The sequence below is a fragment of the Pseudomonas sp. YY-1 genome (assembly GCF_002843095.1).
Taxonomy (GTDB): domain Bacteria; phylum Pseudomonadota; class Gammaproteobacteria; order Pseudomonadales; family Pseudomonadaceae; genus Aquipseudomonas; species Aquipseudomonas sediminis_A.
On record NZ_PJLX01000001.1, the window covers coordinates 241,815 to 260,274 of the forward strand.

Below are 18,460 nucleotides of genomic sequence, written 5' to 3' on the forward strand. Positions count from 1 at the left end.
GTCACTTGGCGTACAATTCGCCGCATGACCGTGAGGAGTTGCCATGAGCGCCATCATCATTACTCAAGCTGCCGAAGACTACCTGGCCGAGCTGCTGAGCAAGCAGGACACACCGGGTATTGGCATCCGCGTTTTCATCACCCAGCCAGGTACGCCTTATGCGGAAACCTGCATTGCCTACTGCAAACCGGGTGAGCAGAAACCTGAAGACACCGCCGTTGGCCTGGCCAGCTTCACCGCCTGGATCGATGGCGTCAGCGAGCCTTTCCTGGATGACGCTGTCGTCGACTACGCCACTGATCGTATGGGCGGCCAGCTGACCATCAAGGCACCGAACGCCAAGGTGCCGATGGTCAACGAAGACAGCCCGCTGAACGAGCGCATCAATTACTACCTGCAGACCGAGATCAATCCCGGTCTGGCCAGCCACGGCGGCCAGGTGACGCTGATCGACGTGGTCGAAGAGGGCATCGCCGTGCTGCAGTTCGGTGGCGGCTGCCAGGGTTGTGGCCAAGCCGACTACACCCTCAAGGAAGGCATCGAGAAAACCCTGCTCGAGCGCATTCCGGAGCTCAAGGGTGTGCGCGACGTGACTGACCACAGCAATCGCGAGAACGCCTACTACTGACAGGTGCAGTGCATAGGAAAACGGGGCGACTAGGTCGCCCCGTTTTCATTTCAGGCTTTGAGCACGCGTTTGCTGGAAGCGGGGAAGCGTTCGAGCTTCTCGGCCGGGCGAATGGGGCGCTTCACCAGTTCGCCGCTGCAGTTCGGGCAGCGTAGCGCCAGCACGGACTCGGCGCAGGACCGGCAGAAGGTGCACTCGAAGGAGCAGATCAAAGCGTCGCTGCTGGCTGCAGGCAGGTCGCAGTCGCAGTTCTCGCAATTAGGTCGCAGTTCAAGCATGGCGCTAGGCTCGGTTCAGTGGGGATCGCAGTAGTCTGCAGTCGCCGCAGGCCAGGCGCAACGGGCGCATCCAGGGGCGCACAATGCGCCCCGACAGGATTTACTCCGGCATGCTCCACGGGGCCAGGTCGAAACCCTGGCTGCTCAGCTCATCACGGGAACGCTGCAGCGCGTCTTCCAGTTGTTGCGGGTCGCTGTAGGTGGCGCTGGAAAGCTGGCGGCCGAGCAGGCGAGTGTTGGTGCGGTCGATAACGCTGATGCTGACGACGCCGGTGCCGTCCTGCGGAGCCCAGGCTACGCACTGGAACGGGCGGAAGGCGCGATCGGCAATCAGCAGGGCTTCGTTGAAACGCAGCGGTGTGTTCATGGGGTCGGTTTCTCCGAGTTGATCCCAACAATTAATTGCGGCCAACGGGTTATTGGTGTTGGCCTTTCAATAGTGTTGATGAACTCAGTAGATCCATAAGTCACACATGGCTGAAAAAAGTTTTATTACTGGCGCAGTGTGCCCTGATGAAAACTTCTGGCGTCTCGCCGACAACAACTTTCTACTGCGAAAGTTCCACCTCTGTTTCCTGCTGGGTCGGCTGCGGCGCAACGCTAGCGGGGGCTGGAGCGTTTCGCTGATGGCGATAGGCACTTACTGCCTCATATACCGACTTGCGCAAACGGTTTATGCCACCGATAGGGCGGTGTTCGGGAAGTGCATGCCAGGGGTTGAAGGACAAATTGTCGCAGAACAGGTTTTGTTCCCGGCTATCGAAGTCCTGAGGCTGCACGGTAATACGGGCAACGCTTTCGAAGGGCGATATCTTTTCGCTCCACTCGACACTCGGGTCTTCAATGGGCATGTAGTACTGCGCGTTCTGTTTTTGTACCTGCAATTCAAAGCACGCCGGAGCACGGTCCAGTGACAGTTGCTGGTAAAGCGCATTGCGCAGGAAGTTGGGTAGGGCGTTGTTTTGTTCCGGCAACTCATAGGGCGGGCAATTCTGCGGTGCCGGTACCACGCGGTATTTGATGTTCGACTCGCCGAGCTTGAACGGTGCAATGGAGTTGTAGGTGGTGGCCACGGGGCTTTCTGGTGCCGGAGCCAGCGTTTTCAGGGCGATGACCAGATGACGCACCTCCCAGGTGCGCGGGTCCAAGCTGGGGAAGAAGGCCTGGACCTTCTTGCCATCTGCCTGAGCAGCGAAATTGGTGCGGTACTCGGCCACGTCGCGAACGAAGAAAGCCGGATGGTTGAACATCACGAAGTCCTGCTCGCCAGCATGCGCAGGGCTCTTCATGAGTTTCTCGCCCGGTACGTCGAGCAGCTTGATGGCCATACCACGTGCATCGCGGGCACGATCAAACTGCGGGTAGGCATTGCCGTTGGACAGGCGCATCCAGGCCTGCCAGGTATGCCCGGGTTCGCTGAAGACGCCATGGCGTAGTGACTCATCCAGCGTATCCAGCACCTGTACCTCGGCTTTCACGCAGCCATGGGCCTTGGCGTGGGCGTCACGCAGTACGCGGGTGTTATCGCGGTGTTGCTCGACGATACGTACAGCGTCTTCGATGATAAGCCTGGTGAGCGCAGCCTCATCCGGCTCGATCTGTTCTTGCGTAGAGACCGGGCCGGAGAATTTCCAGGCGTAATAGGCTTCGCCCAGGCCCCAGCCAACCAGACCTACGAGGGCGACGGTGAGCAGCAGTTTGCCGAGCAGGCGACCGAGCCAGAGCCAGAAGCGTTTCAACATCGTTGCAATCCTTGTTCTAGATATCGGTTGAAATCAGCCTTCGCAGTTCGGGCCGGGCGTCCAGGCTCGTACCGGCACGTCAGTGAGCTGAGTTTCCAGCTCGGCGTTACCCAGCACTTTCAGGAATTCGATCAGTGCCAGGCGTTCGTCCGGCGATAGAGCACGGCCGATGACGCCTTCCTGGCGGCAACCATCGCGGAACTCATGACCGCCATTGCCGTTGCCGGTCACACGGGTATCGAGCAGGAAACCGCCTGGGAACTTGTCGCTGCGATAACCCACGCGTTCCGGATCGAATTCGAAGTTACCGACCCAGAACTGGGCCTGCCGCTCGTATACGGGGGAGAGCAACTCGAACAGGTTGGGCACCGAACCGTTGTGCAGGAAGGGCGGTGTAGCCCAGATGCCGTCGAGAGGGCGGGCCTTGTAGCCGCGCTTTTCCTGAACGCCGATGGGCAGGCCATAACCGTCCATCTCCTTGCGCTGGCGCGGGCCTATGCCGGCGTCCTGATAGGCGCGGTTCTCCACGTAGGCGGTGATGTAGGCCAGGCCCTTGGCGCTGGAGATACTCTTGAAATCGACCTCATCGAGGCTGGCACCGTACAGACGCACGTCCAGCTTGGATAGCTCTGCTTTGGTCCAGCCCAGGCGACTGATGTCGAAACGGTGGTCGGCGATGTTGTCGGCGGTAGTTGGGTCGGTGCCGACGATGCTGATCGGTACCACGCGCATCTTCCATTCAGGATCGCGTGACGGCGCCAGGCGCTGATCACGCGGCTTGGGATCGGGGGCATGGCAATAGGCGCAATTCTCGGTGTAGAGCGCTTTGCCACGGCTTGCCAGGGGCAGGTCCACCTTGCCGAATACGGCTTCTGGCCATTTAGGTGGCTGCAGTTGTTTCAGGGTTTCCTCGAGGGTGTAGAGGTCATGCAGGCGCACGCTGGAGGCGTAGCGATCAGCCTCGGTGACACCTTTGCCATGTTCGTCAAGCAGATGCAGGCTGGCGCCGACGCCAAGGGCTTCGCCAACGTTGCGTGCCATCGGCTGCATGGCCGAGCCATTCCATTGCACCCAGTCGAATTTCCAGATGTCCCAGAGTTGCGGGTAGCTGACCGGGGCATTGGCAACGCGATAGTTGGCCTCATCGAGAACATCGCCGAATACAGTATTGGCGATACGACCGAATGCATCGGTACGGCCAAAGCCTTCTTCCGTCGGATACAGGCCGCGGTGCCAGTCGTTGAAGGCAGTCGCCAACAGCCGGTCGAGCACTTGCTTGAAATCCTCGCGCAGTTGGTCGCGACCTTGCGGGTACTGCTCGCCAAGGACCTCCTGGGCAAAGCGACGGAATTTCAGCGGGTTGTAATAGGTGAAGGCCATGCTCATGCCCAGCGCCTGGCCGAAGCCGCCACCGCGCAGGGTCGGTACGGTAGAGGCGAGGGAGTGCAGGGCGGCACCGCCATCGATACGCACGGCCTGGCCTTTGTAGCGCAGTTCGCCGGTATGGCAGGCGGCGCAACTGATATCGAGAAAATGCTCGCCGCTTTCGCTGTCCTGATGACGGGTAAAGCCGACCGGCAGATTTGCCGGGTTCAGAGCGCTTGGCTGCTGCTTGGGATCGGTAAGAAAGCCGAAGCGGGCCAGATAATCGAGGCGGGCGAATTTCTCGGTGCCGAACGGCATCTCCAGCGCGCTGATCCAGTCATAACGCAGGCCTTTTACCGTCGTGCCCTGCGGCGTGTAGTAATAAGTCTGACGCTGCTCTTCGCTCCACTGGTCCAGGTAGTGCAAGTCGCTGGGCTGCTGATAGGTGGGAAGATTGGGGTTGGCGATGTAATACAGCACCACCGCCAGACCGATCAGTGCCAGCAATATGACGAGTTTCAAGGTGCGACGGAGCAGACGCATCAGAGACTTCCTTGTAGCGTTCTTATTAATCGGCCTGTTATGCCAACACTGCAGGCTGTTGGCAAGATGCCATCGCGGTGATTATGAAAACTCTGCAATAACCAGCAGGAACGACGCATATAGCGAAATGATCCATTAAGCGTCAAAGTTCTTGCTAGCTTTACGTTTGCGAGCGCCAAATTGTTGTTTTTATTGGGGTTACAAAATAATGGCGCCAAGGATGGAGTATGTTGGAGGCTGTTTCCGTCGCACCCCGGCAACTACTGGTGCTCGATCCATTCGAGGCGTGTGAAGCGCTGTTTCAGCCATTGCAGGCTGCTGGCTGGAGCGTGCAGCGCTGCACGCCACAAACGTTCAACGGCCATGCAGGTGATGCACTCCTGCTTTACCTCAATCAGCAGCCTAGTCATGCGCTGCTCAAGCAACTGCAACTGACAGGGCTTGGTTGCATCGTGCTGATGGATGCCGAGCGAGTGCAGCAGATCAATAGCGAAGAGTTGGTCGGCGAATGGTGCTTCGCCGCGCTGACATTGCCGGTGGAATTGCCCCGGTTACTGGAAACCTTGCAACTGGCGCAGACAGGCACCCGCTTGCGCAGATTGAAAAGCGCACGACAGGTGCCGCAGTTTCTCGGCAACTGTGCTGCAGCGCGTAGCCTGCGACGGCAGCTGGATCGCCTCAGCCGTATCGATGGTCCGCTGTTTATCAGTGGGGAGCGCGGTAGTGGCAAGCATCTGCTGGCGCGCTTGCTCCACCAGCGTTCATCTTTTGCTGCGCAGGCCATGCGCGCTATCGATTGCACCGAGTCTCTCGACACCGAGTCTCTCGCCGCGTCGAGCTTCACCAACGTGCTGCTCGAAAACGCATCTCGGCTCTCTGCGGTCGACCAGCAAAAGTTGTTGGACTACCTGCAGTGTAATCCTCGAGCACATCTGTTGACCCTGGACCGAGGCGAGCTGGTACAGGCCCTGCAGCAGGGGCGCTTCAGATCGGATCTGTTTCATCTATTAGCGGCGCAGCAACTGCAAACGCCGAATCTGCGTGAGCATCCTGGTGATCTGGTGCTGCTGGCCGAGCACTTTGCCAAACAACACAGGGCGGTGATCGGACGGCATCATCGGCATTTCAGCGATGAAGCGATGGATGCCATGATCAGCCATCCTTGGCCAGGCAATGTGCGTGAGTTGCGCAATCACGTGGTACGCGCCCTGGTGTTGGCTCAAGGTCGGCAGATTCTTGCAGCCGATCTTGGTTTGCGCCCGGCACAGGCGAGCATCGATGCTCCAGTGACGCTGGAAGACTACATACGGCGGGCCGAACGCCAGGCGCTCAACGACGTGCTGGGCCGCTACGCCAACAACATGAGCCAGGCCGCGCGCACGCTCGGGATTTCGCGGCCAACCTTCTATCGCTTGCTGCACAAGCATCGCCTGCGCTGAGGGTCATGGCTGTAACGCTGGAGAAACACTGCTAAGGTGCTCGGCAACCCCATCGTCAAGGAGATCGTCATGCACCCGTTCGACGCCGAGAAGCCGCCGCAACTGGCCGGATTACTGGGATATGCCGGGCTGGTGCCATTCGTTGGTGGTGCATTGGGAATCTGGGTGATTCCCCTGGGCTGGCGACCTTTCGTGCTGGACGCGTTGCTGGATTTTGCTGCGGTGATTCTGGCCTTCATGGGCGCCATTCACTGGGGTTTGGCGATGCGTGCGGAGGAGACCGATGAAAAGGCCAAGCTGCAACTAGGGCTGTCGGTGATTCCGCCCTTGCTGGGCTGGGCCGCATTGGCTGGTGGACTGCCGATTGGCTTGTCCCTGCCGATTTTCCTTTTTGCCTTTATCGGCCTGTACCTGGCAGATATGCACGCAGTACGCGTAGGGCTGGCGCCGCAATGGTATCCGGCCCTGCGTACGCCGTTGACCCTGGTGGTCTGCCTGAGCCTGCTAGTGGCCTGGGCCAGCGTGTTGATTCGCTGAGCCGAGCATCGTCGCGACCTGCGCCAGCGCAGCCTGGCGCCGCTCGTCCCAGCCACCTGACAGTTCGCAGAAACGCTGCCCGTTACCCTGCAGCCAATCCCGGCAGGCCTGATGAAAGGCTTGGCGCTCGACCAACTGAGGCTGGCAGCGCTGGCCGTCTTCGACCCAGGGTACGCCTGCGGGGTCGAGTAACAGATGCTGGTCGTAGTGACGCGCCAGCAACTCGGCCTCCAACCAGTGCGGACAATCGCCGAATAGGAATTGGCTCCAGAGCATGTTGCTCAGCAGGTGCGTGTCGAGAATCAGCAGCGGCGGCCTGGTTGCTCGCGCGGCATCCTCCCAGGCCAATTGGCCGCGCGCGATCTCGGCGATGTCGGCATAGCAGGTGTCGCGCTGTTGTTCGTCGATGAAGTGGCGCACGTACTCGCCCACCACCACGCCACCGAAGCGCGCCTGTATTTGCGCTGCCAGCCAGCTCTTGCCACTGGACTCGGGGCCGGTCAGCACCAGGACTTTCATGACGCGTGCTGCAACGCCGGATCGCGGCGCCAGGTGAGCCAGCCACTGATGGCCAGGGCGGTGAAGGCCGCGTAGAGCCCTGCAGTCAGGTACAGCTCGCTATACAGGAAGAAGGCCACGTAGCAGATATCGACCATTACCCAGAGCGCCCAGCACTGCAGGCGTTTCTGCGCCATCCACAGCTGCGCCACCAGGCTGAAGGCGGTCAGTGCTGAATCCAGCCAGGGCGAGCTGGCATCGGTGTAAGTGGCCATAAGGTAGCCGAGCAACCCGGCACCGAGCGCGCCGATCAGCAATCCAGTCAGAACGGCGATCACACCCAGGCGGCTGACCTTGCGTCCATCGTGGCGGTCTCCACCACGGGTCCACTGCCACCAACCGTAGAGCTGCAGCGCGGCGAACAACAGTTGCAAGAGCAAGTTGGAATACAGCCGCCAGTCGTAGAACAGCCAGGCGTAGAGCAGCACCATGATCAGGCCGATTGGCCAACACCAGGGGTTCTGTCTGACCGTCAGCCAGACTGCGACGATGCCGAGCCCGGCAGCAACGAGTTCGAGCCAGGACATCTGGCGCCCTCAAATCATGAAAGGGTGGCGATTGTACTGATGCACGCGGCTCAGCACACCAGGCTGTCGGCTTGTCGATAGAGCATCAGCAGCTTGCGGGTAATGGTTTGCTGGATGTCGTCACGCTCGAAGCTCGACAGTCGCTCCAGGCGTGCCAGCTGCAGGCGATGCAGGTGGATATAGGGCATCTGCTGGTCGAACTCGCGCAGGTCGCCCTTCATCAGCACCGGCAGGAATAGATCACCGATTTTCTTCTGGTTGCTGATGATCTGCGCCAGGGCCGGTTTGAAGGGCATGGTCTTGGGCGCCGGCCCGCCATCCCTGATCTGGGTGCTGAGCAGCAGGCCCGGTTTACCCAGAACCTTGCCCGGCAACACGCACAGGCCCGTCTTGCGGATGGCCTGGCTATCGATGCCGTGCAGGGTGTCGTGGAAGGCGTAGGGATTGGGCAGCACCACCATCTTGCGCCCGAGATCGGTGGGGAAGTGCAGGCTGTAGTTGGTGTACAGCTGCCCCACCGACTCGGAATAGACGCACAAGCGGTTCTCGAACAGCTTGATGAAACGCTCGGCCAGCTCGCGGCGGGCCATGCTGTCCAGGTCCCAGATCAGGTCCTGGTTCTGTGGTCGACTGAAATCGACCTCCTGATGCTGCATGCTGCTCATGGTCGACTCATACGCGGAACTGCCCAAGCAGACGACTGAGCTGGTCGGCCAGCTGTTTCAGGTGCTGGCTGGCCGCGCTCGACTGCTCGGCAGCCTCGGCGGTGTTGTGGGCCAGCGCTGCCGTCCGCGTGACGTTCTGATTGATGTCCTCCACCACGTGGGATTGCTGCAGGGTGGCGCTGGCGATCGAGGCATTGAGACCGGTCAGGTTGCGTAGCGACTGGGCGATCTGGGCGAGGCTTTCGCCGGCCTGGCTGGCTTGCTCCACAGTCAGCTGGGAGGCGCGACTGCTTTCGTTGATCACCTTGACCGCGGCCTCGGAGTTGCCCTGAAGACGCTCGATCATGCCCTGAATTTCTGCGGTGGAGGTTTGCGTACGTTGCGCCAGCAGCCTCACTTCGTCGGCAACCACAGCGAAACCGCGACCCTGCTCACCAGCGCGGGCAGCCTCGATGGCAGCGTTGAGGGCGAGCAGGTTGGTTTGCTCGGCGATGGAGCGGATCACCTCCAGCACGCTGCCGATCTGCGTGCTCTCGCTGGCCAGTGATTGGATCACCTCGACGGCCTTGTCGATGGTGCCCGACAACTGATCGATCTGGCGCAGGCTCGCTTCGATGTTCTGCTGGCCATGTCTGGCCTGGTCCTCGGCGGTGTGCATTTCGCTGGAGGCGTGCTCGGCGTTCTTTGCCACGTCCTGCACACCGTAGGTCACCTCGTTGACGGCGGTCGCGACCAGCTCCATCTGCTGCGCCTGCTGCTGGCTGTGGCGCTGCGCCTCACTGGAAATGTCGCCAAGCGAGCGGGCGGCCTGATCGAGCGAACCGGCTGAATCGAGCATCTGCCGGATCACATGGCGCAGCTTTGCGGTAAAGGCATTGAAGTAGGTTGCCAGGGCAGTCAGTTCGTCACGCCCGTGGGTGTCGAGGTTACGGGTCAGGTCGCCTTCACCGCTGGAAATGCTGGCCATGGCGTCCACTGCAGCTTGCAATGGCTGCACGATGCTGCGCGTGATCAGCACGACCAGAACCGCCAGCAGCACGGCAATCAGCAAACCGATGCTCATGGCTTTGATCGCCTGAGCCCGGAACTCCACCTGGACATCATCGACATAGACGCCGGAGCCAATAATCCAGCCCCAGGGCTGGAACAGCTCGACATAGGAAATCTTCGGTACCGGGTCAGTGGCGCCGGGTTTGGGCCAGCGATAATCGACCTGACCCGCGCCTTTGCTACGGGTCACAGCGACCATCTCGTTGAACAGCTCCTTGCCATCCGGGTCCTTGAAGCCACCGAGATTCTGGCCTTCGAGCTTGGCATTCATCGGATGCATCAGCATGACCGGGGTCTGGTCGTTGATCCAGAAATACTCCTGGCCGGCGTAACGCAAGCCGCGGATAACCTCCATTGCCTGCTTCTGTGCCTCTTCGCGGCTCAGGCTGCCGGCACTTTCCAGGCTGTGAAAGTGCTTGAGGATACCGGCGGCACTCTGCACCACATGCTCGGTCTTTTCCGACTTGCCGTGGTACAGGTCGGTATGGATCTGGCGCAGCATATAGGCGCCCTGCAAAATCAGCGTCAGGATGGCCAACGCGAGAATCAGCCAAAGACGTCGGCTGATGGGAAGACTACGCAAGCTGTTCATGGACGAATTCCTGATTGTTGTAATTGTCGGCTTCAGGGCTGCTTCGAGTGGCACAGGGCAATACTGGCACAACGAGGCATTATTCACTCTAGTTGTCTGATAGCATTTCGGCACCCCGGCAAAGAACCTGAATAGCACCGCGTTAGACCGTTGCCAGGAACCTCCACAACTGACTTGTGTCCCACGGCCGGGGCCAAGCTCCACGTTTTAAATTTACGCGTAGGTAGTCGCCACGCTTTGGGGGATTTGATGGATATCTGGATGGCCTTTCAGGCCCTGATTCTGGGCATAGTGGAAGGCCTGACCGAGTTCCTGCCGATTTCCAGTACCGGACACCTGATCGTGGTCGGTGACCTGCTGGGCTTCAATGGCGAAACCGCGACGGCGTTCAAGATCATCATCCAGCTCGGCGCCATTCTGGCCGTTATCTGGGAATTTCGAGCGAAAGTACTCGGCGTGGTCGTGGGCTTGCCCAGTGATCCGAAAGCCCAGCGTTTCACCTTCAATCTGCTGTTGGCGTTCATCCCTGCGGTGATCTTCGGCCTGGCCTTCGCCGATCTGATCGAGCACTGGCTGTTCAATCCGATCACCGTGGCCATGGCGTTGATCATCGGTGGTGTCATCATGCTCTGGGCGGAGAAGCGCGAACACGCGATCAAGGCCGAGTCGGTCGACGACATGACCTGGAAACTGGCGCTCAAGGTTGGTTTCGCGCAATGCCTGGCGCTGATTCCGGGCACGTCACGCTCAGGCGCTACCATCATAGGCGGCCTGGTATTCGGGCTGTCGCGCAAGGCCGCGACCGAGTTCTCGTTCTTTTTGGCCATGCCGACCATGGTCGCGGCCACGGTCTATTCGCTGTTCAAGTACCGCGACATCCTGCAGATGAGCGACTTGCCGATCTTCGCCATCGGTTTCGTCAGCACCTTCATCGTGGCGATGATCACCGTGCGCGCCTTGCTCAAGTTCATCACCAGCCACAGTTACGCGGTATTCGCCTGGTACCGCATCGCCTTCGGCCTGGTGATTCTCGCCACCTGGCAGTTGCACCTGATCGACTGGAGTACGGCGCAACCGTGATTGGTAACGAGCGCAAGGGGCGTCTGAAAAGCTGGGACGACGCCAAAGGCTTTGGCTTCATCCAGCCGCAGGACGGAGGCAGCGAGGTCTTCGCGCATATCTCTGTGATGCGCGGCGATCGCCGCCCGCAGCCAGGTGACGAGGTGTTGTTCATCGCGGGGCGTGACGAGCGAGGGCGGCCACGTGCCGAGCACTTGCGCCTGGCTGGTGAGCTCAGCCTCGATCGCCAGGCGATTCGGCGTAAACCGAAAGCGCCTGGTAAGGCCGCGCCAGCAACGCGAAAGCCTGTTGCCAAACCCGCGCAGCGTTCAGCGGCGCAGGGCTCTATCCAGAATTTCTCCGGCAAGGCCGCGGTGTTCGCATTGCTCTGCGTTTTGCCATTGCTCGGCTGCGTGACACTGTTCGGCAAGGGCCTCTGGTGGGTGCTACCGCTCTATCTGCTGGCCAGCCTGCTGAGCTTTATGCAGTACTGGCTGGATAAACGCAGCGCTCAGAGCGGTGGTCAGCGCACGGCGGAAAACACCCTGCACCTGGTTGAGCTGGCCGGTGGCTGGCCAGGCGCGCTGATCGCTCAGCAGGCGTTTCGGCACAAAACGCGCAAGGCGTCCTATCAGGCGGTTTTCTGGCTGATCGTCGCCGGTCATCAGTTGTTCTGGATCGATCTGCTGTTGCTCGATGGCGCCTACATCGCCCGTCATATCCCCTTATTCGTCCAGTAGCAGGCCGGGTTGCAGGCGTTTGGGCAGCTTGAGCACCACCAGTTGATGCGAGCGAGTCAGTAGCTGGCGCAGCTCGTCGTCACCCAACGGCAATTGCCGAGCGCTCATGCTGACCCAGTGAGCGCGCGCCAGATAGGGGGCAGGGCGGATGCCCGGACGATCGACGTAACCGAGAAACAGGTCGTTATCGACCTTGAAGGCCAAGTCTTCGCCGAGAAAGTCGAGGATCGCGAACATCTTGTTGCCCGCTACCGAGAACACCCGGTTGCTGCCCCATTTGAGGTCTTCACAGGCACCGGGTAGGGCGAGGCAGAAAGCGGCGATCTGGTCTGCAGTCATGGATATGTCCTTGGCGATTCCGCTGAACAGTCTATTGGACACCGATGGGTGGTGAGTAGGGGCTGTCGGGCGAATGCAATGCAGTACCAGCCGAGTAATGTCGATGACCTGTCAGGTAATTGAGCGACTGGCAGGCATTAGCTAATGTGCGCGCACCATCGATCAGGAAACGTTCATGAACGGACTCAGCCTAACGCCTTGCTCATTGCCGACCTTGGCTGCACAACCAAACTGGGCGGTCATCACCGTCGACGTCTTCAGCGAGGTGCCGGTATGAGCAACCTTCTGCATGCCTATAGCCTTTGCGTTCTGGTGCTGTTCCTGAAGATGCTGGCGATCTCCTGCTATCAGGGGTACTTCCGCTTGAGAAACCTCGCCTTCGCCAATGCCGAAGATGCCGCTTTCGTAGGGCGTGCGCGGCGCACGCAGGAGTTGCCGCAGGTACAGCGTGCCGCCAAAGCCTGGGCGAATGACCTGGAAAACATCCCGCTGTTCTTCGTGCTCGGCGCCCTTGCAGTGGTGCTGCAGACACCGAGTGGGGTGACCAGCGTGGCGTTCCTCGGGTTTGTGGTGGCGCGCGTTCTGCACACGGTGGCCTATCTCGGTGGCTGGCAGCCCTGGCGCACGATTGCTTACGGGGTGGCACTGGTTTGCCTGCTCATGCTGGCGGCGATGATTGGCGTTGCAGTGCTGTGATCATCCGGCGTTTTGGCGCCGCTCAGGGGAGTCTTGTAGACTCTGCTCCCCGTGATCACACGCGAGCCGGAGCTCATCCGAGCCCCAGTCTATACCTCCATGAAAGCCCATCGCCGTCTTCGGTTCTCTCCCTGGCTGCTACTGAGCCTGTTGCTGCTGTCACTCTCGACAAGGGCCGATGTCGGCTATCTCGACGTCGCGCAGCTGGGCACGCAGCCGCTGTCGCTGACTACACATGTCGGAATGCTGGAGGATGCCGCGCGAGGGCTGACGCTGGAGGACGTAAGCTCGCGCGAAGTGAGCGAGCGCTTCCGATATGAACGCGTCGAAAGCTCATCCTTCGCACTGGGTTTCACCCGTTCCGCCTACTGGTTTCGTCTTGACGTCGGCAACGCCAGCGACCAGTCGGTGACGCGCCTGCTGGTGGTCGACAATCCACGTATATCCCTGGTCGATGCCTACGTGCCAGACGGGCAGGGCGGCTATCGCGCCTGGTTCACCGGGGCTGACCGTCCGCAGAGCGGCAAGGCTTACGACAATCGCAACTTCGTCTTCCCGCTGCACCTGGCTGCGCACTCTCAGCAAGAGGTGTACCTGCGGGTCGAGTCGAGCATAGGCCTGCTGGTGCCGTTACAGCTCTGGTCGGTGCAGGCGTTCCATGCTTACGAGCGCGAAGACTACATGGCGCGTGCCGGCTACATGGGGATCGCCATTGCCATGATCCTGTTCAACCTGATGCTGTTCATCGCCCTGCGTGAGCGGATTTACCTGCTCTATGTGACCTTCGTGTTTTGCGCCGTCTGCGCTTTGACGATCAAGAACGGCATGGCGCCCGACTGGACATTGTTCGGCCTGCCGCTCAACTCCAATGTGGTGTACTACTCAGGCGCATCGCTGGCGCTGAGCGGGATGTTGCTGTTCATGCGCAGCATGCTGCAGACCACACGCCTGTTGCCGCGAGTAGACCGCGGTTTGCTGGCGTTGGTGGTCCTGTACCTGGTTTCCCCGCTGATCTACGCCGTGGCCCTGCCACAGGTTTCACGGGTGGCCATCTTCGTTTATTTGCTGACCGCCTTCGTGATGATGGGGGTAGGGCTGGCCTGCGCCCTCAAGCGACAGCGCAGCGCCTACTTCTTCCTTGCTGCATTCGGCCTGCTGATTCTCGGTGGGGCCACCACCAGCTTGCGGGCAATGGGCATATTGCCGACCAACGCCTTTACCGTGGACGGTCTGCAGATCGGCTCGTCGTTGGAGATGCTGTTGCTGGCCTTCGCCCTGGCTGACCGTATCAACGTCATGCGCCAGGAAAAGCTCCAGGCGCAGGCCAGGTTGTTGCAGACGCAGGAGCAACTGGTGGAAACCTTACAGCGTTCGGAGCGGGAGTTGGAGCAGCGGGTAGTCCAGCGAACCGAAGAATTGCAGGTGCTCAACAGTCGATTGGAAACCCTGAGCCTGACCGATGCCCTCACCGGTATCGCCAACCGTCGTCACTTCGACGAGGTGCTGGCCAAGGAGTGGAAACGCGCCCAGCGAATGGGCGAGCCGCTAGCCCTGGCGGTGGTGGATGTCGATTGGTTCAAGGCCTACAACGACCACTATGGCCATCTCGCGGGCGACAGCTGCCTGCAACAGGTCGCGCAGACGCTGGCGTCGGCCATCAGCCGTTCCAGCGATCTGGTGGCACGCTATGGCGGCGAAGAGTTCGTCTTCCTGGCGCCGGCCACCAGCCTGGCCAATGCACAGGGTATGGCAGAGAAACTGGTGCAGTCAGTGGCGGCGCTGGCCTTGCCGCACCTTCGCTCACCCCTGGGGCATGTCAGCATCAGTGTCGGTGTTACCGCCAGGCAGGCCGATGCAAAACTTCCCCCGCAGACGTTGTTGCAGCGAGCTGATTCAGCGCTTTATCGCGCCAAGGCGCTGGGGCGTAACTGCGTTGAGGTCGGCTAGCCAGGTGTGTTGTCAGTTCGCGAACTAGCGGTTTTATGCGCCATTAACGAACGGCAGCAGGGTTTATTCGCCCTAATGGTCGATTCGCTCGGCCAGCGGATGGCGCTGTGCCGGCTTGATCTGCATCAGACGCTTAACACCCCCAATTTTCCCGCAGAAATCCTCATGCTTGAGCGGTCGCGACGCTTTTATCAGACGTTTTGTGCGGCCTGGACTGTCTCAGGTGCTTAACAAAGCGCTCTCATGTGGGTTAAGAGGTTTTCGTAAGTCATTGTTCTAAAAACATAAGTAGATATTGGCTCGAGCCATGCTTTGTCTTCAAGAGTGTTGTGTTCATTGAGTGACACCCTTGTGAGGATGCCGAGCATGAAGCCGGGTTGCTGCATGTTGGTCTTGGTAACCACGCTGGTGGGCTCAGCCCAGGCGGGTGATCGCGACGTGATCATCAGCCGCGATGTGCAGATGCGCGTGGCCACGGTCAATCCAATAGTCCCGGATCCGAATCCGCGCGTGATCAATCCCGGCAGCATCGCCACAAGGGTCACTGGCGAGCTCGGTGACAGCGACTTCGCCGGTGTTTCCAGCGGCCTTGCACTTCCGCAGCGAGTGCTCCAGGGAAGTCTCGGCACACCAATCCCTTCCGCTACCCACCAAGGTATTCCCGTTCTCGGCTCGGGCCACGCGGGAGGTGCACGCAGCAACGGCATTGCCGATCAGGTCAATCGCAGCGTGCAGCAAGGTTTGCGCCCATTGCAGAGCATAGGAGGGCGCTGACATGCGCGAGCATTGGCTGTTTTCCATTGCGGTGCTGCTGCTCAGCCTGTCGGCGGAGGCCGACAGCATGAACGCCAGCATCGACGCCAGTGGCCAGACCTACCAGGGCAATCTGGCTGTCAACCAGGCTGCGGGCCATCTGCAGCAGCAGATAAACACTCGCACCCTTGCTGTGGGGGTGGATGGCGTGGCAACGAACACCGTGGTGCAGCGGCAGGAAAACCTCCTCCAGCGCACATTGCCACTTGATACCCAAGCCTCCATCACCGGCGATTCTTTCAGCAATGGCAGCGGCATTGTCGGCATCAACCAGGCCGCTGGCATCGCCAACCAGCAGATCAATTCTGCAAGCGTGGCGCTGATTGCCGCGCCGGAGAGCCTGGATGACAGCGTTCTCGCTCAGAGCGTAACGCGCCCCAACGATTCAGCTTCAACCGTATCCACCTTGGCTGGCGAGCGTCGAGTTGACATGAGCAACGAGGCCTTCGCCGGTAGCCGTGGCGTGGTGCAGTTGAACCAGAGTGCTGGTATTGGCAACCGTTCTGCCAATCACCTCAGCATCAGGGTGGTGGATTGAGCCCTGCCGCAACAAAGGTCAACACCCAAAACCGCAAGGAGAACACCATGAAACACTCAGTACTGCTAAGCCCTCTGGCTTTTGCTCTGGCCGCGATGTTGGCAACCGCTGTCCAGGCCGAAGGCTTCGGAGGTGGCTACGGTAACCCCAATGGCGCCAACGCGAGCGTCGACGACACGCAAATCAACCACAGCAACGATGTGATCAACAACGAGACCAAGAACACGGCCAGCATTGATGGATCGCTGGATGGTGCAGCGGGTAACGTCGGTGTCAACGTGGCCGCCGGTGACAACAACCAGCAGGCCAACGCCGCAGCCATTGCGACCGCCGATGCCGCGTTCGTGTTCGGAGGTCTCGCCTCCAGCAGTGCCAGTGCCAGCATTGGTGTGGATCAGCAGGCTTATAACAACACCCTGACCAATTACGGCAACCCCAACAATGCCAGCGTGCTGGGCAGTGCCAACGAAGCGACCGGCAACGTTGCGATCAACGTTGCAGCCGGCAACTACAACCAACAGAAAAACGACATGTCGATCGCCGCGTCGGAGAACGCCCTGGTCGCTACTGCGGCGTCGACTATTACCCAGACCTCCAGCGGCAACGAGACGGAGAACAAACTTGGCGACGTGTTCGAGGTCGATGCAGCCCTGCCCACTGTAGCCAGCGGCTTCGGATTCGGCGGTGGCGGCTATAACCCGCGCACTCCACAGACCCCGGTGGTCAATAACGCCAGCCTGAGCGATTCGCTGGCCAATGCCTCGGGCAACGTGGGCGTCAACATTGCCGCCGGTGGTGGTAATCAGCAAAGCAACAGCCTGGCTATCGCCGCCGGCTGCAACGCCTGTGTAGCTCAGTAGGGAAATGGCGGCGCTGCCGTTCTGTATCGATAGCGCCGCCTCCTTCTGCTGGAGGCACCATGTTCGGCTCCATGTCTCGATTTTTTACCTGCTGCCTTTGCCTGGCTCTCTGTTCGCTGGCCGGTGCTGCAGAACTACGCCTTGCTGTGCTGCCCAATGGTGGTTTGGCCCACATACAGGTGGAGAGCATCCGTGAGCGGCGCTTTTCCAACCTGGTCGAGCAGCAAACTGATTTCAGCTGCGGTGCAGCGGCCATGGCGACGATTCTCAACCAGGCTTACGGCTTGGCGTTGCGCGAAGAGGATGTGATCAGGGGCATGCTGGCCAGTGCGGATGCCGATCTGGTACGCACTCAAGGATTCTCCATGCTCGACATGAAGAACTACGCCGCCACCCTGGGACTGAGGGCGCGTGGTTATCGCATTGATGCCCAGCAGTTGGACAGCATCAAGATTCCCGCCATTGTTTTGCTCGATGTCCGTGGCTACAAGCACTTTGTCGTGCTGCAGCGTACCTACCGCGGCTACGTCTATATCGGCGACCCCGTGCTGGGGCACAAGAAGATGGGGCTCAGCGAGTTCAGCAAGGGATGGAACGGTATCGTTTTCGCGCTGATCGGCCCTGGCTACGACCGCGAAAATGCCCTGCTGACGCCACCGGAACCACTGACGGCGAAGCGCCGCATCGATCACTTCAGTCCCGTCAGGGACGCCGAACTGATGGAGTTCGGTTTCATCCAGAGTGACTTCTTTTAACCAACTTGGGCCGATTGCCCAGGAGGTTGGTCATGCACAAAAAACTATGGCTAGCGGCGAGCATTCTCGCCGCCAGTCTGCCGGTTGGCGCCAGCACCTTGTTCCAGCCCGTCGAGGTAAGCGATCAGGAACTGGAGCAACTGCGGGGTCGTTATGTGTTGCCGGATCGCATCATCAGTTTCGGTGTGGTGATGACGTCTACCTGGCAGAACAGTGCAGGCCAGGTCATCGGTGCTGAGGTAGCCCTGAATGTGGCCAATGGTCAGATCCAGCCGTCGCTCTACGTACGCCAGATCAGTTCGCCCGGCAATGGCAACGGCAACGTTACAGCAGGCAGTGGCACCATCACTGGTGGTGCTGGCCTGGAAAACGTGCAAGGCATCGTGCAAAGCGTGCGCACGGCGGGTGATCTCAATACCGGCCTGAATGATCTGCGGCTACGAATCACAACGGGCAATGGCGACGTACCTGTCGATCCCGATGCACAGCCCTGGAACGGCAGCCAGGACTTCAGCAATGCAGCCGGCCTGGTTCACGTCAGCACTCGCGCCGGCGGTATCAGCATCGCCTTGAATGCCAGCCAGGGGCAGGGTTCCAGTAGCCAGCAAATCGGTGGCGGCGTGGCGCAGCACGCCAATATCTCCGGCACCCTGAACAACGTCCGCAACCTGGCGGCCCTGAACGTTGCGCTACGTGACAACCCGCGAAATCTCAACCTCGAGAACTGCATCGAGCAAATTCGGGCCTTGCGCCCTCACGGCTTCTGACAGGTGCCCACACGGCACAAGG

General features: G+C 60.2%; 21 protein-coding genes. 12 read left to right on the plus strand and 9 right to left on the minus strand.

Annotated elements, in window-relative coordinates; genetic code table 11:
• Nucleotides 1-43 precede the first annotated feature (43 nt).
• Complete coding sequence (gene nfuA / locus CXP40_RS01160) at nucleotides 44-628, plus strand: Fe-S biogenesis protein NfuA (protein ID WP_099524064.1); 585 nt, start codon at nucleotides 44-46, stop codon at nucleotides 626-628.
• Nucleotides 629-678: 50 nt separating this feature from the next.
• Here the strand turns inward: nfuA and CXP40_RS01165 are convergent, their stop codons facing one another.
• The 4 genes from CXP40_RS01165 to CXP40_RS01180 form a co-directional block, all read right to left on the minus strand.
• Entirely contained in the window at nucleotides 679-906 is a 228-nt protein-coding gene (locus CXP40_RS01165; RefSeq protein ID WP_099524066.1) for a DUF1272 domain-containing protein, read from the minus strand.
• Nucleotides 907-1,006: 100 nt separating this feature from the next.
• Nucleotides 1,007-1,273, minus strand: coding sequence for a hypothetical protein (locus CXP40_RS01170; protein WP_099524068.1), 267 nt, complete (start codon nucleotides 1,271-1,273; stop codon nucleotides 1,007-1,009).
• 181 nt (nucleotides 1,274-1,454) lie between these two features.
• Nucleotides 1,455-2,648 (minus strand): catalase family protein, encoded by a 1,194-nt coding sequence (locus CXP40_RS01175; protein ID WP_106732260.1) that lies wholly within the window; start codon nucleotides 2,646-2,648, stop codon nucleotides 1,455-1,457.
• Nucleotides 2,649-2,681: 33 nt separating this feature from the next.
• The gene (locus tag CXP40_RS01180) at nucleotides 2,682-4,556 is read right to left on the minus strand and encodes a di-heme-cytochrome C peroxidase (RefSeq protein WP_106732261.1); all 1,875 of its coding nucleotides are present in this window, start codon (nucleotides 4,554-4,556) and stop codon (nucleotides 2,682-2,684) included.
• Nucleotides 4,557-4,783: 227 nt separating this feature from the next.
• Here CXP40_RS01180 and CXP40_RS01185 point away from each other — a divergent pair, with 227 nt between their 5' ends.
• Nucleotides 4,784-5,995 (plus strand): sigma-54 dependent transcriptional regulator, encoded by a 1,212-nt coding sequence (locus CXP40_RS01185; protein WP_177429607.1) that lies wholly within the window; start codon nucleotides 4,784-4,786, stop codon nucleotides 5,993-5,995.
• Nucleotides 5,996-6,064: 69 nt separating this feature from the next.
• Nucleotides 6,065-6,532, plus strand: a complete 468-nt coding sequence (locus tag CXP40_RS01190) for a DUF3429 domain-containing protein (protein ID WP_106732483.1) — start codon at nucleotides 6,065-6,067, stop codon at nucleotides 6,530-6,532.
• Here the strand turns inward: CXP40_RS01190 and CXP40_RS01195 are convergent.
• Genes CXP40_RS01195 through CXP40_RS01210 form a run of 4 tightly spaced genes read right to left on the minus strand, consistent with a single transcriptional unit; the run spans nucleotide 6,500 to nucleotide 9,924 of the window.
• The gene (locus CXP40_RS01195) at nucleotides 6,500-7,051 is read right to left on the minus strand and encodes an AAA family ATPase (protein ID WP_106732262.1); all 552 of its coding nucleotides are present in this window, start codon (nucleotides 7,049-7,051) and stop codon (nucleotides 6,500-6,502) included. The two genes, CXP40_RS01190 and CXP40_RS01195, sit on opposite strands and share 33 nt — an antisense overlap.
• Nucleotides 7,048-7,617 carry a nicotinamide riboside transporter PnuC gene (gene pnuC, locus CXP40_RS01200; RefSeq protein WP_106732263.1) on the minus strand — a complete coding sequence of 190 codons (570 nt, stop codon included), beginning with the start codon at nucleotides 7,615-7,617 and terminating at the stop codon, nucleotides 7,048-7,050. Before pnuC ends, CXP40_RS01195 begins: the two co-directional genes overlap by 4 nt.
• A 50-nt stretch (nucleotides 7,618-7,667) precedes the next feature.
• Nucleotides 7,668-8,282, minus strand: coding sequence for a hypothetical protein (locus CXP40_RS01205; RefSeq protein ID WP_099524081.1), 615 nt, complete (start codon nucleotides 8,280-8,282; stop codon nucleotides 7,668-7,670).
• 7 nt (nucleotides 8,283-8,289) lie between these two features.
• Nucleotides 8,290-9,924 carry a methyl-accepting chemotaxis protein gene (locus CXP40_RS01210; protein ID WP_106732264.1) on the minus strand — a complete coding sequence of 545 codons (1,635 nt, stop codon included), beginning with the start codon at nucleotides 9,922-9,924 and terminating at the stop codon, nucleotides 8,290-8,292.
• Nucleotides 9,925-10,173: 249 nt separating this feature from the next.
• On the opposite strand from CXP40_RS01210, the gene CXP40_RS01215 reads away from it, so the two are divergent.
• Nucleotides 10,174-11,004, plus strand: coding sequence for an undecaprenyl-diphosphate phosphatase (locus tag CXP40_RS01215; RefSeq protein ID WP_099524084.1), 831 nt, complete (start codon nucleotides 10,174-10,176; stop codon nucleotides 11,002-11,004).
• Nucleotides 11,001-11,723 (plus strand): cold shock and DUF1294 domain-containing protein, encoded by a 723-nt coding sequence (locus CXP40_RS01220; RefSeq protein ID WP_106732265.1) that lies wholly within the window; start codon nucleotides 11,001-11,003, stop codon nucleotides 11,721-11,723. The genes CXP40_RS01215 and CXP40_RS01220 overlap by 4 nt, the downstream gene beginning before the upstream one ends.
• Here CXP40_RS01220 and CXP40_RS01225 read toward each other — a convergent pair.
• Nucleotides 11,709-12,062, minus strand: a complete 354-nt coding sequence (locus CXP40_RS01225; RefSeq protein WP_106732266.1) for an MmcQ/YjbR family DNA-binding protein — start codon at nucleotides 12,060-12,062, stop codon at nucleotides 11,709-11,711. The genes CXP40_RS01220 and CXP40_RS01225 overlap by 15 nt on opposite strands.
• A 273-nt stretch (nucleotides 12,063-12,335) precedes the next feature.
• Between CXP40_RS01225 and CXP40_RS01230 the strand changes: the two genes are divergently transcribed.
• The 7 genes from CXP40_RS01230 (at nucleotide 12,336) to CXP40_RS01260 (ending at nucleotide 18,438) form a co-directional block, all read left to right on the plus strand.
• Complete coding sequence (locus tag CXP40_RS01230; RefSeq protein ID WP_106732267.1) at nucleotides 12,336-12,758, plus strand: MAPEG family protein; 423 nt, start codon at nucleotides 12,336-12,338, stop codon at nucleotides 12,756-12,758.
• A 99-nt stretch (nucleotides 12,759-12,857) separates the two neighbouring features.
• Nucleotides 12,858-14,705, plus strand: a complete 1,848-nt coding sequence (locus CXP40_RS01235) for a diguanylate cyclase (protein WP_106732268.1) — start codon at nucleotides 12,858-12,860, stop codon at nucleotides 14,703-14,705.
• A gap of 384 nt (nucleotides 14,706-15,089) precedes the next feature.
• On the plus strand, nucleotides 15,090-15,479 hold the full coding sequence (locus CXP40_RS01240) for a hypothetical protein (protein WP_106732484.1): 390 nt from the start codon (nucleotides 15,090-15,092) through the stop codon (nucleotides 15,477-15,479).
• A 1-nt stretch (nucleotide 15,480) separates the two neighbouring features.
• Complete coding sequence (locus CXP40_RS01245) at nucleotides 15,481-16,056, plus strand: adhesin (RefSeq protein WP_106732269.1); 576 nt, start codon at nucleotides 15,481-15,483, stop codon at nucleotides 16,054-16,056.
• Nucleotides 16,057-16,103: 47 nt separating this feature from the next.
• Nucleotides 16,104-16,916 (plus strand): hypothetical protein, encoded by an 813-nt coding sequence (locus CXP40_RS01250; protein WP_106732270.1) that lies wholly within the window; start codon nucleotides 16,104-16,106, stop codon nucleotides 16,914-16,916.
• A gap of 71 nt (nucleotides 16,917-16,987) precedes the next feature.
• Nucleotides 16,988-17,671 carry a C39 family peptidase gene (locus CXP40_RS01255; protein WP_106732485.1) on the plus strand — a complete coding sequence of 228 codons (684 nt, stop codon included), beginning with the start codon at nucleotides 16,988-16,990 and terminating at the stop codon, nucleotides 17,669-17,671.
• A gap of 32 nt (nucleotides 17,672-17,703) precedes the next feature.
• Nucleotides 17,704-18,438, plus strand: a complete 735-nt coding sequence (locus CXP40_RS01260; protein WP_106732271.1) for a hypothetical protein — start codon at nucleotides 17,704-17,706, stop codon at nucleotides 18,436-18,438.
• The last annotated feature ends 22 nt before the right edge of the window (nucleotides 18,439-18,460 follow it).